The sequence below is a fragment of the Paenibacillus sp. FSL R5-0341 genome, assembly GCF_037975235.1.
Classification (GTDB): Bacteria; Bacillota; Bacilli; order Paenibacillales; family Paenibacillaceae; genus Paenibacillus; species Paenibacillus amylolyticus_A.
In genome coordinates this window covers 2,917,877-2,939,867 of sequence record NZ_CP150241.1, presented here as the reverse complement: position 1 = coordinate 2,939,867, position 21,991 = coordinate 2,917,877, and the positions used below count along the sequence as shown (strand labels likewise).

Here is a 21,991-nt window from a genome sequence, read left to right as displayed (position 1 = left end):
TAATAGGCAATTAGGAATTTAATTGGATTTTCTTGGTATAGTATAGAATCATTATTCGATATATACAAGTACTTTTATTGAAAAATATAGAAAATAAGTCTATTTAATGCTTTTATATGTCTCATGTCGCTTGTACTTCTCCTTACACTTTGCGCATTAACGCAAATACACCTATTAAAAAATAGTCCAAACAGACCCTGAAAAACAAAAAAAGAACCGGCTCTTTAACCGATTCTTTTTCCCTCTTAATCCAATTCAATTTTGAAAACGACAGGTGCTATACTCTTCACGTTGGTTGTAGTAATCGTCAGTGCCTCCGCTGTTCTCTCCCATTTCGGTTGTTCCTCGTACCCAAGGACCTGAATGTCCTGAATAACGCCTTGAAAATGGTGAGAATGTTCCTTCAGCGATTTAATGTGAATCACCCCGTTGTCCGGGTAGGCAAGAACCGTCGCGTACAGACTGCTTTCTTTTACCGTAAACCGTATATCTTCACTCGTAAATACCTTCGTATCCCCATCCGTGAATTGCCCTTCCTTCACCTCTGTTGGACCCTCGCCAAACGTACGCCAGAAGGATGTATCATAGATGGCTTCGCCGTTCACTTCCAACCACTTGCCGATGGTCAGCAAAATGTCCCGATCTTCATCCGGTATGCTGCCGTCTGCTTTGGGTCCAATGTTCAGCAGCAGGCTTCCGTTTTTGCTTACAATATCCACGAGATCCCGAAGGATTTCCTCGGCCGATTTATAGTTATTATTTTCCGTGTAACACCATGAGTTTTTAGCGACAGCCGTATCGGTTTGCCAAAAATAGGGCTTGAGTTCAGCAAACTGTCCCCGCTCCACATCCGGAACGGCACTGCCAAACATATAGGCCTCATGTTTATAATTGATCGCTACAGGCACGCCCCATTCTTCGCCCTTGTTATAATAATAAGCAGTGAATTTCTTAAGATAGGGTTTGAATGCAACCGTTTGAATCCACCAATCGAAATAGAAGACCTTTGGCTGATATTGATCCACCAGCTCACAGCAACGAATCAACCAGTCTTCCAGATACTCCTCGGTTGGAGGCGAACCATACAGATCATGATGATCCGGTTCCGGCATGGCAGGCCAATAGAAATCACCGCGCTTCAGGGGCTCCTGAATATCTGACTCAAATTCCTTCCCGTGAGACATGAAGAACCAATGCTCGGCACGGTGGGACGATACACATAAGGTCAGTCCCTGCTTCTCATAAGCAACCTTCATCTCACCCAGAAGATCCCGTTTGGGGCCCATTTCATATGTGTTATAGTGAGAGATATCGCTCTTGTACATCTGAAAACCATCGTGGTGCTCAGCTACAGGCATAACATATCTGGCTCCGGCCTGTTTAAATAACGTTGCCCATTCATCTGCATCGAACTTCTCTGCACGAAACATCGGAATGAAGTCTTTATATCCAAACTCCTTATGAGGTCCGTACACCGCAAGGTGATGTTCATAAGCTTTGGAACCTTGAATATACATATTTCGCGAATACCATTCGCTATCATAGGCCGGGACGGAGTACAGCCCCCAGTGGATGAAGATGCCGAATTTCGCCTTCTGGTACCATTCAGGAACTTGAAATGCGCTAAGTGAACTCCAATTGTCCTTGAATTTCCCCTTGGCAATCGTTGCTTCGATCTGTTGCAAATATTCGTTTTTATCCATGCTATTTTCTCATTCCTTCCGTTATCGTCTGCATTTGTATTGTAGTTCTACAGCGGAAGGATAGACATGCAGAACACTAACTTTTAGATGGACAATACTAACCTTGTATGGAGATGAAGAATATGAATCACCAAACTTTGCTTACGAACTACCTGTCCAATCTGCAAGTTGAATTATTTATGGTCAACTACAATCGGTGCGACACCGATTGGCGGGATCTGGATTACACGCCGGATTACAGCAAATTTTATTTCATATGTGAGGGTGAAGGTTGGCTCAAGATTGGCAGTGAAGAGTATTACCCTACGCCTAATCAGCTTATCTTAATGCCAGAAGGGATCAAACAATCCTACTCTGCAATTAACGATCGTCCTTTTCTCAAATATTGGTGTCACTTTAGTGCAAAGGTTGGGGGAATCAATTTGTTCCAAATTCTAAAGTTCCCGCACATCTGTACGATAGATCACCCTGAATTGATTCAGGAAATCTTCAGCAGTATTCTGACATATGCAAAATCCGATGAAGTCTATGCCCATATGATGGCCAAGAGCAAACTGACCGAGTTATTGTCCCACTATATAATGAATCTCGATCTGGATCAGCTCTCTTTTAATAACGTGCCTGTCATGGAGAAATTATCTGCCATTTTGGCTTACATCGATTCCAACATCGAAGAGAATATTTCGGTTCAGGAGCTGGCCCAGATCGCCTACATGCATCCCAATTATTTCATTCGATTCTTCAAGCAACAGATCGGTGTTCCTCCGATCCTCTACATTACTGGCAAAAAAATCGATAAAGCCAAGGAACTGCTCACCTGTACACCGAACACGATAACGGCCATCGCCGAGCATCTCGGATTCAGTGATTTGTACTATTTCTCCAGACAATTCAAAAAGCATACAGGGCTCACGCCTACGGAATACCGGAGACAAACAACGGTACTGACAACGTAAGACGTAAGCCCTGATGCTCAGCTCTTTTTACTTGTTGGGATCAATTAAAATGGATATGGCACTTTTGCTTTCCATTTGGAAACATAACAGCTCTTCATTTCGCAGCTTAGTCTGCACATTCGTTGTCTCTTCTCCATCGTTGAAAAGGACTACTGCGACGGAACTGTCTATATTTTTGAACGCCACAGAAAAGATAGAATCATTACTGGCGGTTGATTCAATACGAACAGCCTTTGGACGAATCAAGGCACTAAAGTGTGCCAATGCATAATAATCAAGTGTATACGTAAGCCCCCTCGTCTGTTGATTCACCTGCACGATACCACGGCATGTACTGCGACCAAAACCAGGAACCGTAGGCCCGTTGTTCTCATCAAGTGCCATGTTCCACAGTACAAAAGACTTGCTGTAATTGCGAAGAATCTGAATTCCTGTTCGCATCACATTGGAGAAGGCCTGTTCAAAGGGCGGTATCCACTCCCCGCCTGATCCTTCGGTGAAGTGCACTTCTTTGCCTGCAAAAGCTTCATAAACCTTTGTTTGAGCAGAAGCATCACCCCCGTACCAATGCCAGGCTACGCCATCCACTTCCTCTCCCGCTTGTTCAAATACGGTCAGGGGATAGTCCGGTTGATCCCAGTTGTGATCGTAACAGAGAATTTTGGTGGAAATATCGTTTTTGACGAAGGCTGGTTTGAGATGGTTTTTGATAAAGTCTGCTTGCGCTTCAGCTGGCATCAACATACCGGGATAATGCCCCGGTTCATAAAGCGCCTCATTCTGTGGTGTGATGGCATGAATCGGTAATCCACGCTTAGCATAGGCTTGAATGTATTTCACAAAATATTGCGCATAAACGGGATACCATTCAGCCTTCAACTGTCCGGTAATCATCGATCCGCTCGTTTTCATCCATCCTGGTGCACTCCATGGTGAAGCAAACAGTTTCAGTTCAGGATTCAATGCCAAAGCCTGTTGCGTTAAAGGAATAACGTCTTCTTCATCATGTGAAATACTGAATTGGGTTAATTCCGGGTCCGTCTGCTGTTCTGGCATATCGTTATAACTGTATACCGTTCTGGCGTAGTCCGAAGCCCCCATTGGATTACGGATGACTGATAGCCCAATCCCTTTCTCAGGATGGAATAGTCGGGTCATGACCTCATCCCGCTGCTCCTCATTCAAGATTTGGTTAATCAGATAGGCGGAAGAATCTGTGAAAGACGCACCAAATCCGTCCATCTCCTGATACGTTACCTGATCATTCAGAAGAATGGTCGTTGTCTCCAGATCGGAGGCAAGCGGTTTTAATTGTTCCGAGGATACGGGGACAAATAATTCGTCCTCTCCCGTCGATTTGTACATTTTGAATGTAGTCATAGGATTCTCCTTCATATTTCTATTATTGAATGCCTAATTTCTCTTTGTTCAGCTTCATCTTCTCACTGCGAACCTTCACAATCTCTTCCCAGCGGTTTTCGCCTAGAAATGACTTGTAAACAGCCAGTGCATTGTCATACGAAGCATCATCCTTGGAACGTACCATACTGACCAGTGTTGTATTCCATTTGGTGTTAATCGCCGACAACGCACGGGCTTCAGGTGTGCCTTGATCCGGACTAATATTCTCCAGAATGAAGTGTGGTTTCAGCTTGCCTTTGCCCCACTCCTGCATCTGTTTGATGGCTTCCGGAAAAGCATCTGCACTCAGCGCTTTATGGCGATCATGACCGAAGAACATAAATTCACCCATCCGATAGTCCTTTTTGAATTGATCCGCGTTATTCAGTTGCAGGTCTTTCACCGCTGGCAGCAATTCTACGCTACCGTCGGCTTTGGTTTGGTAGGTTTCCCCCTCGATTCCGTAATTCATAAGCGTCTGGCCTTCTTCACTCAGCAAGTATGTGAATATCTGAATGGCCTTGGCCGGATCTTTACAGTCCTTAGAAATAAAATTAATCATCCACCCGGTAATCCCGGATTGATTCAATGTCGGTGCATTGCCTTGGGTGCTCTGCGGCCCATCAATGGCGATATATTCTTTGCCCGGATTGGCGCTCATGTAGATCTGCAAGTTCCCTCCTTGTTGAGGTGTACCGTCGAGCAGCATGGTCGCGTATTTACCGGACTTCACTTTTTCCTCAAAAGCCGTACCATCATCCGCGAAACTGTCATCACTGATATTGCCATCTCTGTACACGGTGTTCAATGTCTTCAACCACGTGAGATAATCTTCATCCAGATTGCGATCGTAGAACTCTCCCGATTCAGTCTCGAGCGGAACGCCGATGAAATCTTGCAACGTATCCCCGAGTGAACCTGTTCCTTCACCAATAGAGTTGAATCCAAACGGAATCAGCGCAGGGAACTCTTGCTTAATTCGTTTCATCACACTCTGGAATTCTTCTGGTGTTCCAATGACCGGACTACCCAAAGCTTCGTACACATCTTTACGAATGACGAATGCCGTCTTGGCTGGAATGTTACCGCTATCATAATCCTCTTGCGTATTGGAATAGTTCGGATAACCATACGTTTTACCATCTGCCAGTTGGAACCAGTTCAACGTATCGGCAGCCGCAACTTTATTGAAGTAGGGATCGTATTTCTCCGCCAGATCATTCAGCGGCATAGCCCAGGTTGCAGCTTTTTGCACCACTGGAGAATTCGAGTCAAACACCGTCAACAAGTCAGGCATATCTCCACCGGCGAAAAATGTATTTAACTTGGTATCATCACCCGTGATGAATTTAACATTGATGTTCAGATCCTCTTTGATTTTCTTAGTGACAATATCCTTGCCAAAATCGGTGTTCCACCAGTCTGCATTGACGTACCACGTCAGGTCGGTAGCTTCTTCCTTTTTATCCAACTGCCAAGCTGGCTTTTCCGGGTCAACCGTATAGCGATCTTCAATGGATACCCAGTTCCCTTCACTGGAGCCCCCAGATCCACCACTGCAACCTGTAATCATAAGTACGGCCGTGAGCAGTGTTGCGAACATTTTAATCCCTTTTTTTCCTGATGCCTTGTTCAACTTCAACATGTTTTTGTTCCTCCTCGAATGGGTATTTGGTTCTTCTATTCCTTAACAGCACCCAGCATCATACCCGAGATAAAGTATCTCTGAACGATGGGATAGATCAGCACGATCGGTAGTGTTGTAATGACAATGGTGGCCAATTGCACGCCTTTCGTTGTTGTTTCAATGACAGCCGAACCCCCGACATTTTGCATGGATTGGGTCTGGGACTGCACGATAATCTCATACAACATCATCTGGAGCGGATACAGTGACTGATCGGTAATGTATAACTTGGTTGTCATGAAGTCGTTCCATTGCCCCACCCCATTAAATAGCGCAATTGTAGCCATGGCAGGCATGGAGAGTGGAATGAATATTTTCAGGAAAATATGCCAATCCCCTGCGCCGTCAATCTTGGCCGATTCTTCCAGAGAATCCGGGACATTCCGGAAGAAATTCATCAGAATCACGACATCATAGAAGCTGAATAACGCTGGGATAATGTATACCCAGAAGCTGTTAAGCAAGCCAAGTGATTTGATTAACAGATACGTGGGGATCATGCCACCCGAGAAGAACATGGTGATGACCCCCATGGCAACGTATAATTTACGGCCTCTTATGTACTTTTTGCTCAGACCGTAGCCAACCATGGCACAGAAGAACACATGTGTAACAACGCCGATCGTTGTTTTGGACACTGATATGAAGAAGGCCTGCCAGATGCCCTGATCGTTGAAGACAGCTCTGTAATTCTCCAGTGAGAATTCCGGTGACCAGAAGATGAACCCACCTTCCGCCAACGCTTTGCCTGAACTAAAGGAAGAGATGATGACATTCCAAAGCGGAACCAGAATAACAACCGTACAAATGATTAGCAAAATCATATTTAAGGTATCAAAGATCCGACTATCGAGATCTTCTTTTGCCACCTTTCCATTCACGCGGGATGCCTCCTTCTACAACACAGATTGATTATCGTTTAATTTGCTCGTAATTTTGTTCGCCGTGACGAGCAGAATGACAGAGATGATTGAGACGCCCAAGCCAACGGCCGTTGCATATGAAAAGTCACCCTGAGACATCCCCATACGATAGACGTACGAATTGATGACTTCCGCTTTGTCGCGGTTCTGGGAGTTCATGAGAACCAGTGTCTGATCCAGATTGGATCCTAATAAACCGCTTACAGTTAGAATCAGATTTAAGCTGATGATTGATTTCATGTTGGGCAATGTGATATTCCATATCTGTCTAAGACGGCTTGCACCATCAATTTTGGCAGCTTCATAATACGTAGGATCAATCTTCGCCATGATCGCCAGATACAGAATGGTTCCCCAACCTGCCTCTTTCCAGATATCCGATAAGGTAGCAATCCACCAATACTTGCCTGCGTCCAGCAAGATGTTCTGTGGTTGCGAGATCACTCCCAGGCTAAGTAACAATTGATTAAATAACCCCGTTGTTGAAAACCAGGTAATCAGCATTCCCCCAAGTACGATCCAGGACAAAAAGTGAGGTAAATATGAAACCGTTTGCACAAATTTCTTGAAGCGTCCGCTGTTTAACTCGTAGATCATGATCGCAAGAATGATGGGAATCACGAAGCCTATACCCAGTTTCAAAAAGCTGATCCCCAGAGTGTTCACGACCGCATCCCAGAAGTATTTGTCAGACAAAATGATTCTGAAATTATCCAGTCCTACCCATGGAGCAGTAGCCAGTGTATCAATGACTGTGTAATTTTTGAATGCAATCGTCAACCCGTAGATCGGGATATAACAGAAAATAATCATAAAGATAATGCCAGGGATAATCATTGATTGAATCTCCCATTGTCTTCGATAATCCACTATGAATTCTTTGATCCGTTGTCCCATGGGCTTCTTTCCATTGGGACTGATCGGATTTTTACCGGTTGATGTCTCTACGGCTAATTTATCCACGTTCTTTTACTCCCCTCCATCATGCATGTTTATAAAAACGTTTTTATTTTTCGGCATAAAAACCCCCTTTACTTTTATTTGTGTAAAAAAGACCGGAGAAGATGAGTCAGCTTATGTACGATAATCTTTCCGGTCGATCTTCACATGGCTTGAACCTCTCACCACTAGCTCACCCGCCAATTTCTGTGCAGCCCCTTGTTCTTTCTCCTTGATCATGCCCACCAGTTGATTGATGGCCAGGATACCCTGTCTTGCAATTTGATTTCTTACCGTTGTGAGTGGTGGGGAAAAATACTGTGCGATATCGATATCATCAAAGCCCACGACACTAACATCTTGAGGCACTTCAAAGCCCTCAGATTTCAACGCATGCATACAACCAATGGCACTCAAGTCATTCCCCGCAAGAAATGCATCAGGCCGCTTGCCAGGATGCAAGTGAAGAAAAGATTTTATAGCACTATACGTGCTCTCCTCCTCAAAATACCCTTGTATAATGTAATCTTCATCGATTGGAAGCTGGTATTCACGCAGAGCCGCCAGATAGCCATCTTTACGCTGCACACTATCAAACATCGTGTCCACACCCGAAATATAAGCAATTTTCTTGTGCCCCAGCCCAATTAAATACTTGGTTGCTTCGTAAGCCGCCACATACGAGTCAAAAATGACACTTCCCATCGTATCGCTCTGATAGACCCGATCCAAAAAAACAGCCTTGATCTTATCTTTCTCCATAGCAATAATATCTTGCTCATCGATCCGAAGCTCTTCGTAGATGATGACACCATCCACCCGCCGCCCCAGAATGTTACTCATAATTACGTGTTTATCCTTAGTCACAAATACATTCAAACCATACCCAAGCCGATCACATTCGCGAGACATCGACTCCACCAGCTTATAGAAATATGGACCCGATACACTTGTGGTGAAAAAACCCAGCATTTTGGTTTGACCGGACTTCAATAGCTTGCCGTTCAGATTGGGCACATAGTTTAAACGCTCTGCCACCTTGAGAACATGCGATTTCGTCTCCGGGTTCAAGACATCTACACCATTCAAGGCGTTGGAAACCGTCGATATGGATACGCCCGCTTCCCTTGCTACATCTTTAATCGTTATTTTTGCCATAGATTTTGTTCCTTTGCTATAAAAACGTTTTTATAATGTTTAAATTATCATAAAACCGTTTTCATGGCAACACTTTAATTTGCGAGTTCAGGCATCATGTACTTTATTCATAGCTATAGGCCACTGCGGGCGCAAAAAAACGGCTCATGTATGAGCCGCCGTTCATGAAGCTTTAGCTTTCTATTCCCCATCCTGTTTATACATGGAGTGGATCTGTTGCAGTTGCTCTTCCAGACGTTCCAAGCGAACAAAACGATCCGCTCGAATATATTCCTTCTGCTCCACAAACATGATCATTGTTGGAACGGTAAAAATAAGAAACTTGGACGCAACCTCTTCCACTTCGTTAGCATTAATGTGACCCAGGTATATTGATGAATAAGGTTCAAGCAAAGCCCTGATCTTGGGGAGTAAAGCGTGACATACACTGCACTCTGGACGAGATACATACAAAAAAAACAATTCATGTTGTTGAATAACTTCTTCAACCATTTCTATGGAAGTTAACTCATGAATATCTTTCATTGAAGCTCAACCCTTTCAGTCATTCAATAGCTTGCTCATTTAAACTTTTTCTTTTCAAGTATAGCCTATGTGCGTTAGAATCAAATGGAATATATCCCCATATGAAAGAGGTTATGGTATGAAAAAATCATTCTTATTTCTGTTCACTGCCCTGGTAGTTGTTACTTCCTTCTCGGCGTATGCACCTGTGTCGAATGCCTCTGGCGATATTGGAGTAAGCCTGCTTTCCGATCGTCAGCAAGGTACTGTAAAGTAGTACTTGTACAGAAAGTAACAGGCGACAATTCGGATAACATCTGAATTAGTCGCCTGCTTTCATTTAGTCATATTAAATTTTATTTCCAATCTCTCTTCCGAAGATAAGATTCGAATACGAAAGTTCCGAAAGGCAATAGACCCGCCAGTCCACCCATCAACCAGCGTGTTATATTCCACTTTTTGACCAGAGCCAAATGCACTAGTGCAATAAGGTATAAAGGAAACAAAATACCATGAATCATGCCCATTACGGCTACAGCGGAAGAGATATCTGCAAAATATTTCAGAGGCATAGCAATAAAAATCAATAGAAGTAAGGATACGCCCTCCCATATGCCCGCAATTCTGAATCGGCCTGTCACTGTCTTCATAAAGTCCATTCTCACCTTTCCCGCTAATCGTTTGTGAAATATGTAACTTGTAACATGATAAGAAAACTTCACGCCACATCTCCGTTCAGATATGTCGTTCTGAAGCCCATCTTCAGTATAACGTATGAATTTGATTCGAAGATGCTTCAAATTTGAATAATTATTGAATCCATAAAACCATATTTCCACATCAGGTCTTACGGATTCAAGTCGTCTCACGCTCAATCAGATGGTATGTCAGCTGCTCCGTCTTCAAATTTGTTTTACCCAATACGGCCCACAATTGATGGAAAGCCTGGGTGGCTTGCTCCGCAATCGGATTGTGTATAGTCGTGATTCCGAGAACACGGGAAAGCTCTATATCATCAAACCCCACAATGGCGAGTTGTTCCGGTACCTGTATATTCCGTCTGCGTGCTTCACTCAGAATGCCGATGGCTGCATAATCATTCGAACATAATACGGCCTGTGGAAGTTCTGGTCCCTCAGCCATTCTCCGCATCGCTTCTTCGCCATCGGAGGAGCTAAATACGGAATATTGATATGCTTCAGTCCACACCTGCAACCCTCTACTCTTCATGAAAGATTCATAGGCTTTACGGCGGCTCTGGGTATTCAAACTTTCAGTCCTACCAAATGCATTCGCAATTCGGGTGTATCCTTTTGATACCAGATGCTCCAGAGCTAACTTATACCCTTCTGCCTGATCCATCGCAACAGACGGAATCTCATCATTCCCCATTCGCTGCCAGGAGACAATGGGCCCATACTCCATATAAGCCTTTAATTTCCGAGGATCATTGACACAAGCAATAATAACTAACCCATCCACTCGTTTGCTGCGCAGATCTTCGAAAGCCTGTAATTCAATATCCCGATCTCCACGGGATGTATAGATAATCGTCTGAAATCCAAAATCCATGGCTGTATCAATGAATTGATTCATGAACGTAAGAATGATCTCACCTGTGGTAGATGTCACAATTCCAATCTGCTTGGTCTGCCCGGTAGATAACGATACCGCATTTCGGTTGGGAATATAATTCAACTGTTTCATAATATCCGTTATGATCTGTCTTGCTTCATCACTAACATGCGGAGAATGATTAATCACGCGTGACACGGTCGCTTTTGAGTAACCGGACCGCTTCATAATTTCATCAAACTTGGACATCGGAGACTCCCTTCTTGCTAACGAACTATAGAATAATAGTATGCCTTAGATTGGGGTCAAAAGTAAAACTTGACGTGTAACCCGTTACAACGTTTAAGCTTTTTTTATGTCATATATGAATCATCTTAAAGTGCGTGTTCAAAAAGACCCGTTTTCAGTACCGAGAAGATGGGATGAAGCTAGAAATGGAGTAGCAGAGCGTAGGGAAAACTACGTGAGCAACGGACATTTCGGCTGAATTTCATATTCGATGCAGATGATGCCGTTAGGCATCCTTTGTAATCAAAATCGGGCTTTTTGAACAACCTCTTAAAATCAATTTGATGAATGGAGCGATACACATGAGTAACTCTCAAAATCAAACCTATCAATTCCCGGAAAATTTCCTTTGGGGTGGCGCAATTGCAGCCAACCAGGCTGAAGGTGCATACAATCAAGGCGGCAAAGGCCTGTCTACTCAGGACGTAGCTCCCAAAGGCATCATGGGGCCAATCACGGAAGAACCTACTGAGGATAACATGAAACTGATCGGTATCGATCTGTATCATCGCTATAAGGAAGATGTGAAACTGTTTGCCGAGATGGGCTTCAAAGTATTCCGTACTTCCATCGCCTGGTCCCGGATTTTCCCGAAAGGTGATGAGTTGGAACCGAATGAAGAAGGTCTGCAATTCTACGACGATCTGTTTGACGAGTGTCACAAATATGGGATCGAACCACTGGTTACACTATCCCACTATGAGACACCTCTTCACTTGTCCAAAGAATACGACGGCTGGGTTAACCGAAAAATGGTTGGATTCTATGAGCGTTATGTAACTGCCGTATTTAAACGTTATAAAAACAAGGTAAATTATTGGCTTACTTTTAATGAAATCAATTCGATCCTTGAAGCACCATTCATGAGCGGCGGCATCTATACGCCGAAGGAGAAGCTCAGCAAACAAGATCTGTATCAAGCGATCCATCATGAGTTTGTAGCCAGTGCTTCTGCTGTGAAGCTCTGTCATGATATTATTCCTACGGCACAGATTGGTTGTATGATGCTTAGCATGCCGACTTACCCGCTGACACCGAATCCAGACGATATGATCAAAGTCATGGAATTCGAGCATAGCAACTATTTCTTCGGTGATGTGCATGTAAGAGGTCGCTACCCTGGTTATATGAAACGTTACTTCCAGGAAAATGGGATCGAGATTCAGATGGAAGCTGGCGACGAGGAAATGCTGCTGAATACAGTAGACTTTATCTCTTTCAGTTATTACATGAGTATCTGTCAGACAGCAGACCCGGAGAAACAAGTCGCAGGAGAAGGTAACCTGCTTGGTGGTGTACCTAACCCTTACCTGCCTGCAAGTGAATGGGGATGGCAGATCGACCCGCAAGGATTGCGTTATGTGCTTAATATGTTCTATGACCGTTATCAAAAACCACTGTTTATTGTAGAAAATGGTCTTGGCGCTGTCGATGAGTTGATCACGGGTGCTGAAGGCGAGAAAACCGTCGAAGATGACTACCGCATCCAGTATTTGAATGATCATCTGGTTCAGGTTGGCGAAGCCATTAAAGATGGCGTGGAGATTATGGGATATACATCATGGGGTTGTATTGATGTTGTCAGTGCGTCTTCTGCCCAGTTGAAAAAACGTTATGGCTACATCTATGTGGATCGTCATGATGATGGATCAGGAACACTCGAACGTTATCGCAAGAAATCCTTCCATTGGTACAAAGAAGTGATCAGCAGTAACGGGAAAAGTTTGCAGCGTTAAGGTTTTTTAAGCAAATGTAACAGATACATTAGTCTATCCCTCAGACAAATCACATGAAAAAGTGTAGGTTATACGATACCTTGGCATGTTTTCTGTCTGGGGGATTTATTTTTATTTTCAAAAAGAAACACCCGATGCTACACATCGGGCATTCTCATTAGCTACTATCACATTGTTCACTATTTATTCTTCACTATATGTTCTTCACTACATCCCTGCTGTACTTTGTTTTGTCTTCTTCCGTTATCTTGCGAATGACCCTGCAAGGATTACCCGCAGCAATCACGCCAGACGGTATACTCTTGGTGACTACGCTCCCTGCGCCGATGATCGTATTATCTCCAATCGTCACTCCGGCAAGAACTGTCACACCGCCACCGATCCATACATTATTGCCCACCGTGATGGGTCCAACGATCTCCAGACCTTCATTGCGCTGCTCAACATCATAAGGGTGGCCTGCAGTATAAAATCCGCAATTGGGAGCAACAAAAACGTTATCTCCAAAACTTATTTTTCCTCCATCCAGCATGACAATATTATGATTGCTATAGAAGTTCTCACCAATTTCAATATTATAGCCGTAATCACATACAAATGGCTGTTCAATCAGGAAACGGTCTGTCGTTTTCCCCAGCAGTTTCTTGATTAACGCTTCTCTTTCATTGATCTTGGCGGGATGGAGCTGGTTATAATCGTAACAAAGTCCTTTGGCGTGTAGACGCTCTTCAATCAACTCTTTATCGTAATTGGCATTATATAAGAGCCCTAATTGAGATTTTTCTTTTTCAGTCATCATTTCGTAAGCACTTCCCATCTTCAATCTAAAATAAGTTAAAGCTCAATCTCTCTAATGATTCTAGCAGGATTACCGCCAACGATCATATTATCCGGAACATCCTTTGTAACCACAGACCCGGAAGCAATGACCACGTTGTCTCCAATGGTAACCCCCGGATTAATAACGGCTCTACCACCAATCCATACATTATTGCCAATCGTGACTGGCTTGCCATATTCTGCACCCGTATTGCGTTCATGCGGATGGAGTGGATGAGTAGCCGTATAGATATGTACATCCGGCCCCATTAAGCAGTGGTCTCCAATACGAACTTCACACACATCTAATATCGTACAGTTAAAATTGGCATAAAAATGATTGCCTACATGAATGTTATATCCATAATCCACATGAATATTAGGTTCCATACTCAGGTGTTCACCTGTAGATCCCAACAATTCCTTCAATAACTTGGTGCGAAGCTCCCCGTCTGTTTCCGTCGTTTGATTGAACGTCCGTGTCATTCTTCTTGCATACTCCCTGTCCTCAGACAATTCGAGATCCGAAGCCATGTACAGCTCGCCATCCAACATTTTTTGTTTTTCCGTCTTCGTAGTCATGATCACCGCTCCCTTGGTACACATCGTGTATGTTGACATTAGACAATACTTTTTAAAACTATTTTAATTATATAGATTACGTTGGATAAAGCAAGTGTTGCTGCACATGAAAGTAGATTAATTACACATGATTAGATAGCAGAAAACACTTGAACTTTATTTACCTATATCATCACTACTCGAATAGGATACAACGAGAAAAAGCCGCTACAGTTTAGCGACTTTTAATGAAGCCATGCTCTTATTCACATGTTTTTCGACATTAAAAAAAATTTTCAAGTAATTTTAATTACTCTTGAATTGCTGTTACTATTCCGTCCTCAAGATAAACATAACGATAATCAGAGTACACCCATTGTTCATGTATACCAAACTCATACGTGGTTTTGTTGATTTTCTTTGGGGTTCCCCAACTTGAGATTCTCATTTCAGCTGCAGTCATGCCAATGGCGGGTAAATAAACCATAATTCTTTCTTTTTCTTCTATAGGTTTTTCGCGAATTTCACTTATGTATCTTTCAGCTGCAAGCCATTTATCTTTAGGTTGAATCGATAATTTATAATCTGAAATTAGACTAGCATACTCTCCTTCATACGCCATAGGAATCAATTCTAAATAATCAATCATCGATTGCTCATCACCTTTTTCTCTTTCCAATTGTGCTGAAGCAAAGATGTATAGATTATAAATATCTTTGTCAAGATGAGTATGAAGAATAATCAGATCTAGTACACTTTCATAATCTCTATTTTTTATAAGGTTAGACACTTTTTTTTTGATTTCTTTAGCAACTATTTTATCTTCTTGTTTATGTGTTTTTATTGTTTCTTCTCTACTCTCTTTTTCTTCTTTACTTTGTTTAGCATAAAAATCCTTATAAAACTTATCTCTCTCCTCTATTAACTCATCTTTAAAACCCTCGATCTCTGCTTTCAAAACGCCATTGTATGTATCTAAATCTATACTTCTTAATTTTGATATAATTGGTTCATATGATATGTTTCCATTTTCATTATTAATGTAGTCATTTCTTGCATCAACATAAGAATATAACGCCTGATAGTCCTCTATGCTTTTAAACTCCTCTTTTTCTAAATTCATTTTGGCTTCAGACCATTGATCAGATTCAATTAATTTAAGTATTATATCTTTTTCTTTGGTTAAATCGATGTCATTACATCCTCCTAAGATAAATACTGAGCAGATAAGGACAAGTATTAAATAAAATTTCTTTTTCAAAGTACACTCTCCTAGTTCGTATATTTTATGTAGCAAATATTATTGTACGATAAACGTAGTTAATTTGCTGTATTTTTCTGCCTTCTAATCCTAAAACGAAAATACAGGTTAATTAGTTCACGATATTTTGCGACAGCCAAGGACGTTGATTAAAGAATATTTTATTCCGATATGAAAGCCCCAAAGTGCATCAGTAATCGCCTTAGTCAGGTAAACAAAAGACACTAATTTGTTGCTTTCATGGAAGAACGATCTTTTCCATCGATAAAATAAAAAAACGCTACATTCCCATAAACTATGGGAATGTAGCGGGTTAGACTATGCTTACGTATTTTATTCTAAGCAACCGCCTGAACGGTTTTTTCCTTAACGCTAATGGCATAGATGGCAGACACCAAACCAAGCAAAATCAGAACAGAACCAACCCATCCGGTGTTCAGAATCGATGAATGATCGATAACTATACCACCGATATAGGTCCCCAGTGCAATACCTGCATGTGCAATACCTGAATTAGTGCTGATTAGCGTTTCTGCTGTCTCCGGTGAAGTTTTGATAATGAGACTATTCTGAACGGGCGTAACGGTCCAGCTCAGTGCACTCCAGATGCTTAACAGCAGCAAGAAGGCGATCAAAGGCAATCCTACGCTGAACGGAATGACAGCCATACTCACGATAAAGGGAATCAGCACAATGACAATCGCTTTAGCAGGATGCAGACGATCAGATAACATGCCTCCGATGCCTCCCCCTGCCACAGCGGCGATACCAAACATCATATAGATAAAGGTAACCATCGTCGCGCTGGCTCCCAGCGTTTCTTGCAGAAATGGCGTGAAATACGCATATAAAGTCAAGTGACCGGCGAGTACCAGCAAAGTCGTAGCATGGATTGCCAACATTTTCGGATTCCACAGCGCCGTAAGCTGTTTCTTCAGGGATACAGCAGGAATCGGCTGCACACGGTCCATTGCAATCCAGATCGCTACCATAACCACTGCGGTCAGAACAGCAATCAATATAAACACCTCACGCCAGCCTGCCATGTTGCCTACAAAGATACCAAGTGGTACACCAAGGATAAGTGATGCGCTGCCTCCCATGGTTATGATCCCCACGGCGCGTCCTTTATACTGTGGTTCCACAATGCGCGCTGCAAGTGTCAGGGAGAGTACAAATATAAGTGAACCCGTTGCGGCTCCGAGTGCTCTACCCGCCATCAGCATATAAAAACTGGTACTGAATGCAGAGATTAGATTACTGATCAGAAATACAAACAACGTACACATATATACTTTTTTACGTTCAAATCTGGCCGTCATATTTAATAAGATCGGTGCAGACAATGCATAGACCAGTGAGAAAATAGAAATTAAATACCCGGCTTTCGCCAGTGAAAGATGAAGATCTGTAGCAATTAGGTCCAGAATGCCGCCCAAAATCAATTCAACGGTTCCGACCACAAATGCTGCAATAGCAAGCACGTATACTTTCTTATTCATGTTGAATCCTCCTCAAAAGTTACAACTACGATAGTAACCTATAAAACTGAAAGTTTCAATAGTTATTTTCATGATCGTTTTCATACGTAGATATAACAAAAAAACTATCCTCCGAGAGAATAGTTTTAATAGATCAACCTGGTTAACAGTCGCTCGATTTCAGCATCTTGTAACAATTGATCACCGTATTTTTTCGTAATTTGAGTAAGCGCAACATCATGATAGAAATAATCGGTCATGGCTTTGACAATCGGTTTGGACATCGTTTTGATGGCTCTCCATGAATCGTGTTCCACACCAGCAAACAACAAATAGGCATGATCTACAATGAGCAGCTGTGAAGGTTCCGGCGCATCAAGTAATGGAATCAACGAGTATTTCCGGGTTAAGGATGTCTCCATACCCCCAACAGCAAGCACTTCAACATATACTCCCTGTTGTTCCTTCTGCTCCAGCAGTTCACGATATTTCTCCATTCGCTCATTCCAGGCCAGAAAAAGAATGGATGAGTCTGCTTCCTCGATAAGCTGTTCAATATTCGAAGCAATGGATGACTCATCCTTCAACGTCCAGATATGCTCGTCCGTGAAGGTACGTTTGATTTTGTAACTCTTCAATTCCTCAATATCTTTCTCAAAATCAGCCTTGATCTTATGAATAATGGACTGAAGATCCACTGCCATATATAGTTTTTTCTTCCCATCCATCGTTGTCAGCACCGTTCCCTTGTCGATCAGCCGGTTGAGCACTTCATAGATCTTGGCTTTGGGAACGTTGGAGTGATTAACAATGGATGTGGCATCAAGTGGTTCATCCTGCGCAAATATAGCCTCATATACCTGACTTTCATATTGTGTAAACCCGAATTTCTGCAACATGTGTGGATCGGCGCATCCCTTCTTATTGTGTCTGGTCTATCTAGTTTAGACGGCTACACTTTCCATGTCCAGTATGTCCTCCCTGACCTATAAAATCAACGGCAAGGGAACTCCCGGTGGTAAGTTGCCATCGAAACAGCATTCTACGAATAAATAAGCAACCATCGACGAACTGGGAAAACTGTATCTCATCATGGAGTTCATCGTTGTATCCGTCTGTTTATTAAATAGCATGTCTTCCGTCTAACACCTTTTCCTCACCTTATCATCTACTATTAAGAACCTTTAATAGAAAAGAGATGATTAGATGGCTCGTGTCAATGCTGTTCCACAGCCGGATCTGGTATTAATCTATTGGTCTAGAAATCCGCTCGTTCCCGGTTCTGCGCGCAGAATCCAAAGTGTGCGTGTGATTGGTAATACGTCTCCATGTACATTTACATTGGTTCCCGGTGCACGCCTGATCAATGCACTGAACTGCTTGCTGGACAATGATATTGGATTCAAAGTGGTATACCGCTACAAAACGTCAGAAATCAGTGGCATTCTGTTATTGAAACGCAAATGATCAAAAAGCATAAAAATGGTGCCTCCCTTTGGGGAGAGCACCATTTTCTCATTTTTCGTTCTTGGATGATATGAATCCAATCATTCTATTAGTTAGCAGCGATGGTATCATTCACTTCCTGTGTGATCTGATCTCCACCAAGTTTCTTCCAATTGGCAACGAAGTTATCGAACTCGTCTATCGACAAGTTACCATAGATGATTTTCAGAAACGTCTCGGCTCTCAGTTTATCCAGTGTAGCTTGCTTCGTATTCATTGTTCTCGTTGGTGCGTAGATGAATTCATTCATGACAATCAAGTCATTATCCCGATAGTATTTAATAACACCTTGTGAACTCTCTGGACCAAAGATGCGCTCCATGTGCCACTTGTCGAGATTTCCATTCCGATAATCCATAATATCGTCATAGAACAGCTTCGCTTCGAGTTCCAGTCCGGACGTATCTCCTGTCTTGAGCGCCTGCTCTACTTCATCCTGTGCTTTCACATTTTTGTTGGCTGGCAGATTGGAGACCGTCGCATTATGAAAACCAAGACCCGTCAGTCCGTTCAAATAAGCAGCCCGTTCTTCCTTGGCAGACTCACCAAACATTTTTTCAGCCTGGAAATTGAGCAGCTTAACTAACGCTTCTGGATGCTCGTAGCCTTTGCGAACGGCAAATATACCGCCCAGACTAAGATGATTCTGTGTTTTGGCTGGCTGATCATCAATCGATTGAACCGGGTAAGCCATCCAGTCGATGTTCTGGTCTTTCTTAATCATGCTGCTAACCTGAAAAGGTGCCCATTGTGGCAGGAAGAACATGCCTGACTTGCCTGCATTCACATCCTCCATCATTTTAGCAAAATCCTTCACGCCAAATTCGGGATCAAGTACCCCCTTCTGATAGAGAGTCTGAAGCTCACGCAATCCTTCTTTCACTTCCGGTTGGATCGTTCCGTTCACGACTTGACCTGAAGCATCCTTAATCCAGGTTTCGAGATAACCATGATAGCCAAGCAAGAACGCATTGATAGGCAAATCCTTGTTCAAGGCAATGCCATACGTATCGTCTTTGCCATTTCCGTCTGGATCTTCGAAGGTAAAGGCTTCTGCAATCTGGATGACATCCTGCATGGACTTGGGCGCTTCAAGACTGACCTTTTTCAGCCAGTCCTGACGAATCCAGATCATATCCGAGGAATCCAGCGAGCCTGGGAAGCTCACCATGGCGTATATTTTGCCATCCTTCGTTACCGGTTTCAAACCTGCTCCATCTTCAGCGGACATGAACTCCTTCACCAGTTCGGATGCATACTTGTCATATACTTCGGTCAGATCTTCCAGCATTCCCGCTTCATGAAGTTGTTCGAATTGAACAGCGCTCACTTTCAGTACATCCGGCAGATCACCACTCGCGAGCGTGACATTCATCTTATCGTTATAATTGGCATCCGGAACAATCCATTCGTACGTTACATCAATACCAAGTTCATCCTTGTACCCTCTAGTCCAGATGTTATTGGCGTGTGTATCTCCTTGGGCGAGCGATTCTTTCCCCGTTTCATTCATGGTGGAAGTCAATTTAATGGGTGGGTCATATTTCGTAAGTGGTCCTCCTGCATCCTGCTGTGTGTTCGGCTCAGCTTCATTCTCGGCACTTCCCGCACCAGACGAACAGGCTGCAAGCGTGGTGGCCAGCACCATGGTTAACGTTAATAATGAGAACTTCTTGAATGATATATTCATGCGAATCCCCCTTTTTTCTCCTCCCGTGAGGTATATTTTTATTTTATAAAGAAAGCGCTATCACTTCGAGTGTATCCCGTTGACATCTAGTATCTTTGATTTACCATTTGAGACATGATCTAACTTTTCTGATCCCGATACTCTTGAGGGGTACAGCCCGTTGCTTTTTTGAAGAAACGATAAAAATAATGCTGATCGCTAAATCCAACCTTTGCCGATATTTCATGCATTTTGCAGGAAGAACCCAGAAGCAACTCTTTACTTCGCTCTACTCTGCGGTCATGGATGTAGTCGGATATGCCTTTGCCTGTAATCCGTTTGTACCAACGCGACAGATAAGAAGGGTTAAGAGAGACTTCCTGTGCGATCCGTGTGAGTGAGAGGTCATCCTCCAGATGGTGCTTGATATAATGATGGATCGTAATCAGAATCTGTGACTGGTCATTCAGGCGGGCATCACTTCGTTTGGAGATCATCCATTCGTATGCAGATTGATAAAAGATGACCAGATCGGACCATGCGGTATGGATGTCAAAATGCAGCATTCGGGAAAGCGATATTTCTTCCATTGCCGACTCATACAACCCCAATTCGTGCATAGCTTCAATGAGTACACTCGCTGCACCCGTATACGTTTTCATGCGGAAGAACGGATCTTGAAGCCCTTCCTTCGCAGCCTCGGTCCATTTGTGGAAAGACTCTATCCATTCTGAGTCACCGGAGGTTATTCGCTGTTTGATCTGATCCAAATGCAGTACGACCACACCCTGTTGATTCATAATGCTAGGCGTGTAAGGCAATTCGTCCTGGATATTGACACGCAGCAGCTTCTCCATCCCTAGCCCCGGACTCTCATGAACCGACAGACGTAGTTGCGCAATAGCCTGATTAACCCTGATCCACTCTACCGCCTGCTCGCTGACCATGATGGATACAGACAGGTTCAGACAGTCCGCACAGGATTGCTGCACGGACTCCAGTGTGCCATAGACAAAACGAAGGCTCTGATTCCAGCTGTCCAGCTGACTCCCTCGTCCCACTTGTGTAGTAGACATGTGTGAATGAAGCTCTTCCTGCGGTTGAATAAAACACGCGATGACCTGAGCGTCCAGATCAATCGCCTTCACCTTAGCCTTGTCTTGCAGCAGCTCCTCCGCAACATTGGCAACCGCATAGCGGATGAGACTACGATCCGCCTGAGACTGATAGTTATTCCACTCCTCTACCCGTATAATCACAGGAATAACGAGTTGATCGGATTCAAAAGGCAGCTGTACAGCATCCAGTTCTTCCTGAAGTGAAGCGATATCATGTCTATCCGTTCGCTTAAGCACATCCAGTAACAGTTGACGCTGTAACTGGGGCAACGCTCGCGGCAATTTACTACGAAACCATGCAGCTTGGTAGCGAAAATCATTCTCTTCCGATATCTGTGTTAACGCCCGTTCTACCGCAGCTCGAATGTGACTCATTCCCTCTGTCTTTAACAGGTAATCCACAACGCAAGGGTTACGAATGGCTTGGTGTGCATAATCGAATTCGTTATGACCAGTCAGCAACAGAACCTTGCATCGTGGCCACCGATCCATAATCTGCTCGATCAATTGCATACCATCCATACCAGGCATACAGATGTCGCTGAGTACAATATCAATCTTGACCGAGTTCAGCCAATCGATGGCTTCAAAGGCAGAGTACGCTTTAATAATCTCCATGTCTTGAAAGTTCGCCTTTTGAAAGAAAGCGTATAGTCCATCCAAAATAACGGGTTCATCATCTACAATAAGCATCCGCTGCATAACG

At 43.3% G+C, this 21,991-nt stretch carries 20 protein-coding genes; 4 read left to right on the top strand and 16 right to left on the bottom strand.

Features of this window, described 5'->3' with window-relative positions:
* Positions 1-245 precede the first annotated feature (245 nt).
* Positions 246-1,703 carry an alpha-L-fucosidase gene (locus MKX75_RS13205; protein ID WP_062834227.1) on the bottom strand — a complete coding sequence of 486 codons (1,458 nt, stop codon included), beginning with the start codon at positions 1,701-1,703 and terminating at the stop codon, positions 246-248.
* A gap of 122 nt (positions 1,704-1,825) precedes the next feature.
* Between MKX75_RS13205 and MKX75_RS13200 the strand changes: the two genes are divergently transcribed.
* Positions 1,826-2,659, top strand: a complete 834-nt coding sequence (locus MKX75_RS13200) for an AraC family transcriptional regulator (RefSeq protein WP_339169926.1) — start codon at positions 1,826-1,828, stop codon at positions 2,657-2,659.
* Between the two features lie 27 nt (positions 2,660-2,686).
* On the opposite strand, the gene MKX75_RS13195 is transcribed toward MKX75_RS13200, so the two are convergent.
* From MKX75_RS13195 to MKX75_RS13170, 6 genes are all read right to left on the bottom strand, one after another.
* Positions 2,687-4,039: a glycoside hydrolase family 30 beta sandwich domain-containing protein gene (locus tag MKX75_RS13195; protein WP_339169925.1), complete on the bottom strand. Its 1,353-nt coding sequence runs from the start codon at positions 4,037-4,039 to the stop codon at positions 2,687-2,689.
* Positions 4,040-4,061: 22 nt separating this feature from the next.
* Positions 4,062-5,705 carry a sugar ABC transporter substrate-binding protein gene (locus MKX75_RS13190; protein WP_339169924.1) on the bottom strand — a complete coding sequence of 548 codons (1,644 nt, stop codon included), beginning with the start codon at positions 5,703-5,705 and terminating at the stop codon, positions 4,062-4,064.
* Between the two features lie 35 nt (positions 5,706-5,740).
* Positions 5,741-6,628: a carbohydrate ABC transporter permease gene (locus MKX75_RS13185; RefSeq protein ID WP_076211802.1), complete on the bottom strand. Its 888-nt coding sequence runs from the start codon at positions 6,626-6,628 to the stop codon at positions 5,741-5,743.
* Between the two features lie 15 nt (positions 6,629-6,643).
* Positions 6,644-7,567 carry an ABC transporter permease subunit gene (locus MKX75_RS13180; protein WP_339170454.1) on the bottom strand — a complete coding sequence of 308 codons (924 nt, stop codon included), beginning with the start codon at positions 7,565-7,567 and terminating at the stop codon, positions 6,644-6,646.
* A 177-nt stretch (positions 7,568-7,744) separates the two neighbouring features.
* Positions 7,745-8,767, bottom strand: coding sequence for a LacI family DNA-binding transcriptional regulator (locus tag MKX75_RS13175; RefSeq protein WP_062834223.1), 1,023 nt, complete (start codon positions 8,765-8,767; stop codon positions 7,745-7,747).
* Positions 8,768-8,947: 180 nt separating this feature from the next.
* Positions 8,948-9,292 carry a thioredoxin family protein gene (locus tag MKX75_RS13170; RefSeq protein ID WP_339169923.1) on the bottom strand — a complete coding sequence of 115 codons (345 nt, stop codon included), beginning with the start codon at positions 9,290-9,292 and terminating at the stop codon, positions 8,948-8,950.
* A gap of 118 nt (positions 9,293-9,410) precedes the next feature.
* On the opposite strand from MKX75_RS13170, the gene MKX75_RS13165 reads away from it, so the two are divergent.
* On the top strand, positions 9,411-9,548 hold the full coding sequence (locus MKX75_RS13165; protein ID WP_167350856.1) for a hypothetical protein: 138 nt from the start codon (positions 9,411-9,413) through the stop codon (positions 9,546-9,548).
* A 79-nt stretch (positions 9,549-9,627) separates the two neighbouring features.
* Here MKX75_RS13165 and MKX75_RS13160 read toward each other — a convergent pair whose 3' ends face one another.
* Together MKX75_RS13160 and MKX75_RS13155 are read right to left on the bottom strand one after the other, a co-directional pair.
* On the bottom strand, positions 9,628-9,921 hold the full coding sequence (locus MKX75_RS13160) for a DUF3817 domain-containing protein (protein WP_339169922.1): 294 nt from the start codon (positions 9,919-9,921) through the stop codon (positions 9,628-9,630).
* Between the two features lie 205 nt (positions 9,922-10,126).
* Positions 10,127-11,095 carry a LacI family DNA-binding transcriptional regulator gene (locus tag MKX75_RS13155; protein WP_339169920.1) on the bottom strand — a complete coding sequence of 323 codons (969 nt, stop codon included), beginning with the start codon at positions 11,093-11,095 and terminating at the stop codon, positions 10,127-10,129.
* Positions 11,096-11,436: 341 nt separating this feature from the next.
* On the opposite strand from MKX75_RS13155, the gene MKX75_RS13150 reads away from it, so the two are divergent.
* A complete protein-coding gene (locus MKX75_RS13150) occupies positions 11,437-12,870 on the top strand; it encodes a glycoside hydrolase family 1 protein (RefSeq protein ID WP_339169919.1) in 1,434 nt (477 codons plus the stop codon).
* A 193-nt stretch (positions 12,871-13,063) separates the two neighbouring features.
* Here the strand turns inward: MKX75_RS13150 and MKX75_RS13145 are convergent, their stop codons facing one another.
* The 5 genes from MKX75_RS13145 to MKX75_RS13125 all read right to left on the bottom strand — a co-directional run bounded on the left by MKX75_RS13145 (position 13,064) and on the right by MKX75_RS13125 (position 17,891).
* Positions 13,064-13,666 (bottom strand): sugar O-acetyltransferase, encoded by a 603-nt coding sequence (locus tag MKX75_RS13145; RefSeq protein WP_339170451.1) that lies wholly within the window; start codon positions 13,664-13,666, stop codon positions 13,064-13,066.
* Positions 13,667-13,704: 38 nt separating this feature from the next.
* Positions 13,705-14,271, bottom strand: a complete 567-nt coding sequence (locus MKX75_RS13140) for a sugar O-acetyltransferase (RefSeq protein WP_339169918.1) — start codon at positions 14,269-14,271, stop codon at positions 13,705-13,707.
* A 289-nt stretch (positions 14,272-14,560) separates the two neighbouring features.
* Positions 14,561-15,511 (bottom strand): hypothetical protein, encoded by a 951-nt coding sequence (locus MKX75_RS13135; RefSeq protein ID WP_339169917.1) that lies wholly within the window; start codon positions 15,509-15,511, stop codon positions 14,561-14,563.
* A gap of 338 nt (positions 15,512-15,849) precedes the next feature.
* On the bottom strand, positions 15,850-17,013 hold the full coding sequence (locus MKX75_RS13130) for an MFS transporter (RefSeq protein ID WP_339169916.1): 1,164 nt from the start codon (positions 17,011-17,013) through the stop codon (positions 15,850-15,852).
* A gap of 125 nt (positions 17,014-17,138) precedes the next feature.
* A complete protein-coding gene (locus MKX75_RS13125) occupies positions 17,139-17,891 on the bottom strand; it encodes a TrmB family transcriptional regulator (RefSeq protein ID WP_062834215.1) in 753 nt (250 codons plus the stop codon).
* Positions 17,892-18,198: 307 nt separating this feature from the next.
* Between MKX75_RS13125 and MKX75_RS13120 the strand changes: the two genes are divergently transcribed.
* Positions 18,199-18,459 carry a hypothetical protein gene (locus MKX75_RS13120; protein ID WP_062834214.1) on the top strand — a complete coding sequence of 87 codons (261 nt, stop codon included), beginning with the start codon at positions 18,199-18,201 and terminating at the stop codon, positions 18,457-18,459.
* A gap of 88 nt (positions 18,460-18,547) precedes the next feature.
* On the opposite strand, the gene MKX75_RS13115 is transcribed toward MKX75_RS13120, so the two are convergent.
* Both MKX75_RS13115 and MKX75_RS13110 read right to left on the bottom strand, forming a co-directional pair.
* Complete coding sequence (locus MKX75_RS13115) at positions 18,548-20,188, bottom strand: extracellular solute-binding protein (protein WP_339169913.1); 1,641 nt, start codon at positions 20,186-20,188, stop codon at positions 18,548-18,550.
* 119 nt (positions 20,189-20,307) lie between these two features.
* The gene (locus MKX75_RS13110; protein WP_339169911.1) at positions 20,308-21,987 is read right to left on the bottom strand and encodes a response regulator; all 1,680 of its coding nucleotides are present in this window, start codon (positions 21,985-21,987) and stop codon (positions 20,308-20,310) included.
* Positions 21,988-21,991: the final 4 nt, after the last annotated feature.

Coding starts and splice junctions, on each gene's coding strand:
- MKX75_RS13150 (WP_339169919.1), top strand. CDS start 11,437: ATGAGTAACTCTCAAAATCAAACCTATCAATTCCCGGAAAATTTCCTT.
- MKX75_RS13115 (WP_339169913.1), bottom strand. CDS start 20,188: ATGAATATATCATTCAAGAAGTTCTCATTATTAACGTTAACCATGGTG.
- MKX75_RS13195 (WP_339169925.1), bottom strand. CDS start 4,039: ATGACTACATTCAAAATGTACAAATCGACGGGAGAGGACGAATTATTT.
- MKX75_RS13170 (WP_339169923.1), bottom strand. CDS start 9,292: ATGAAAGATATTCATGAGTTAACTTCCATAGAAATGGTTGAAGAAGTT.
- MKX75_RS13120 (WP_062834214.1), top strand. CDS start 18,199: ATGGCTCGTGTCAATGCTGTTCCACAGCCGGATCTGGTATTAATCTAT.
- MKX75_RS13190 (WP_339169924.1), bottom strand. CDS start 5,705: ATGTTGAAGTTGAACAAGGCATCAGGAAAAAAAGGGATTAAAATGTTC.
- MKX75_RS13180 (WP_339170454.1), bottom strand. CDS start 7,567: ATGGGACAACGGATCAAAGAATTCATAGTGGATTATCGAAGACAATGG.
- MKX75_RS13175 (WP_062834223.1), bottom strand. CDS start 8,767: ATGGCAAAAATAACGATTAAAGATGTAGCAAGGGAAGCGGGCGTATCC.
- MKX75_RS13110 (WP_339169911.1), bottom strand. CDS start 21,987: ATGCAGCGGATGCTTATTGTAGATGATGAACCCGTTATTTTGGATGGA.
- MKX75_RS13205 (WP_062834227.1), bottom strand. CDS start 1,703: ATGGATAAAAACGAATATTTGCAACAGATCGAAGCAACGATTGCCAAG.
- MKX75_RS13200 (WP_339169926.1), top strand. CDS start 1,826: ATGAATCACCAAACTTTGCTTACGAACTACCTGTCCAATCTGCAAGTT.
- MKX75_RS13165 (WP_167350856.1), top strand. CDS start 9,411: ATGAAAAAATCATTCTTATTTCTGTTCACTGCCCTGGTAGTTGTTACT.
- MKX75_RS13160 (WP_339169922.1), bottom strand. CDS start 9,921: ATGAAGACAGTGACAGGCCGATTCAGAATTGCGGGCATATGGGAGGGC.
- MKX75_RS13130 (WP_339169916.1), bottom strand. CDS start 17,013: ATGAATAAGAAAGTATACGTGCTTGCTATTGCAGCATTTGTGGTCGGA.
- MKX75_RS13125 (WP_062834215.1), bottom strand. CDS start 17,891: ATGTTGCAGAAATTCGGGTTTACACAATATGAAAGTCAGGTATATGAG.
- MKX75_RS13155 (WP_339169920.1), bottom strand. CDS start 11,095: ATGTCCAAGTTTGATGAAATTATGAAGCGGTCCGGTTACTCAAAAGCG.
- MKX75_RS13145 (WP_339170451.1), bottom strand. CDS start 13,666: ATGACTGAAAAAGAAAAATCTCAATTAGGGCTCTTATATAATGCCAAT.
- MKX75_RS13140 (WP_339169918.1), bottom strand. CDS start 14,271: ATGACTACGAAGACGGAAAAACAAAAAATGTTGGATGGCGAGCTGTAC.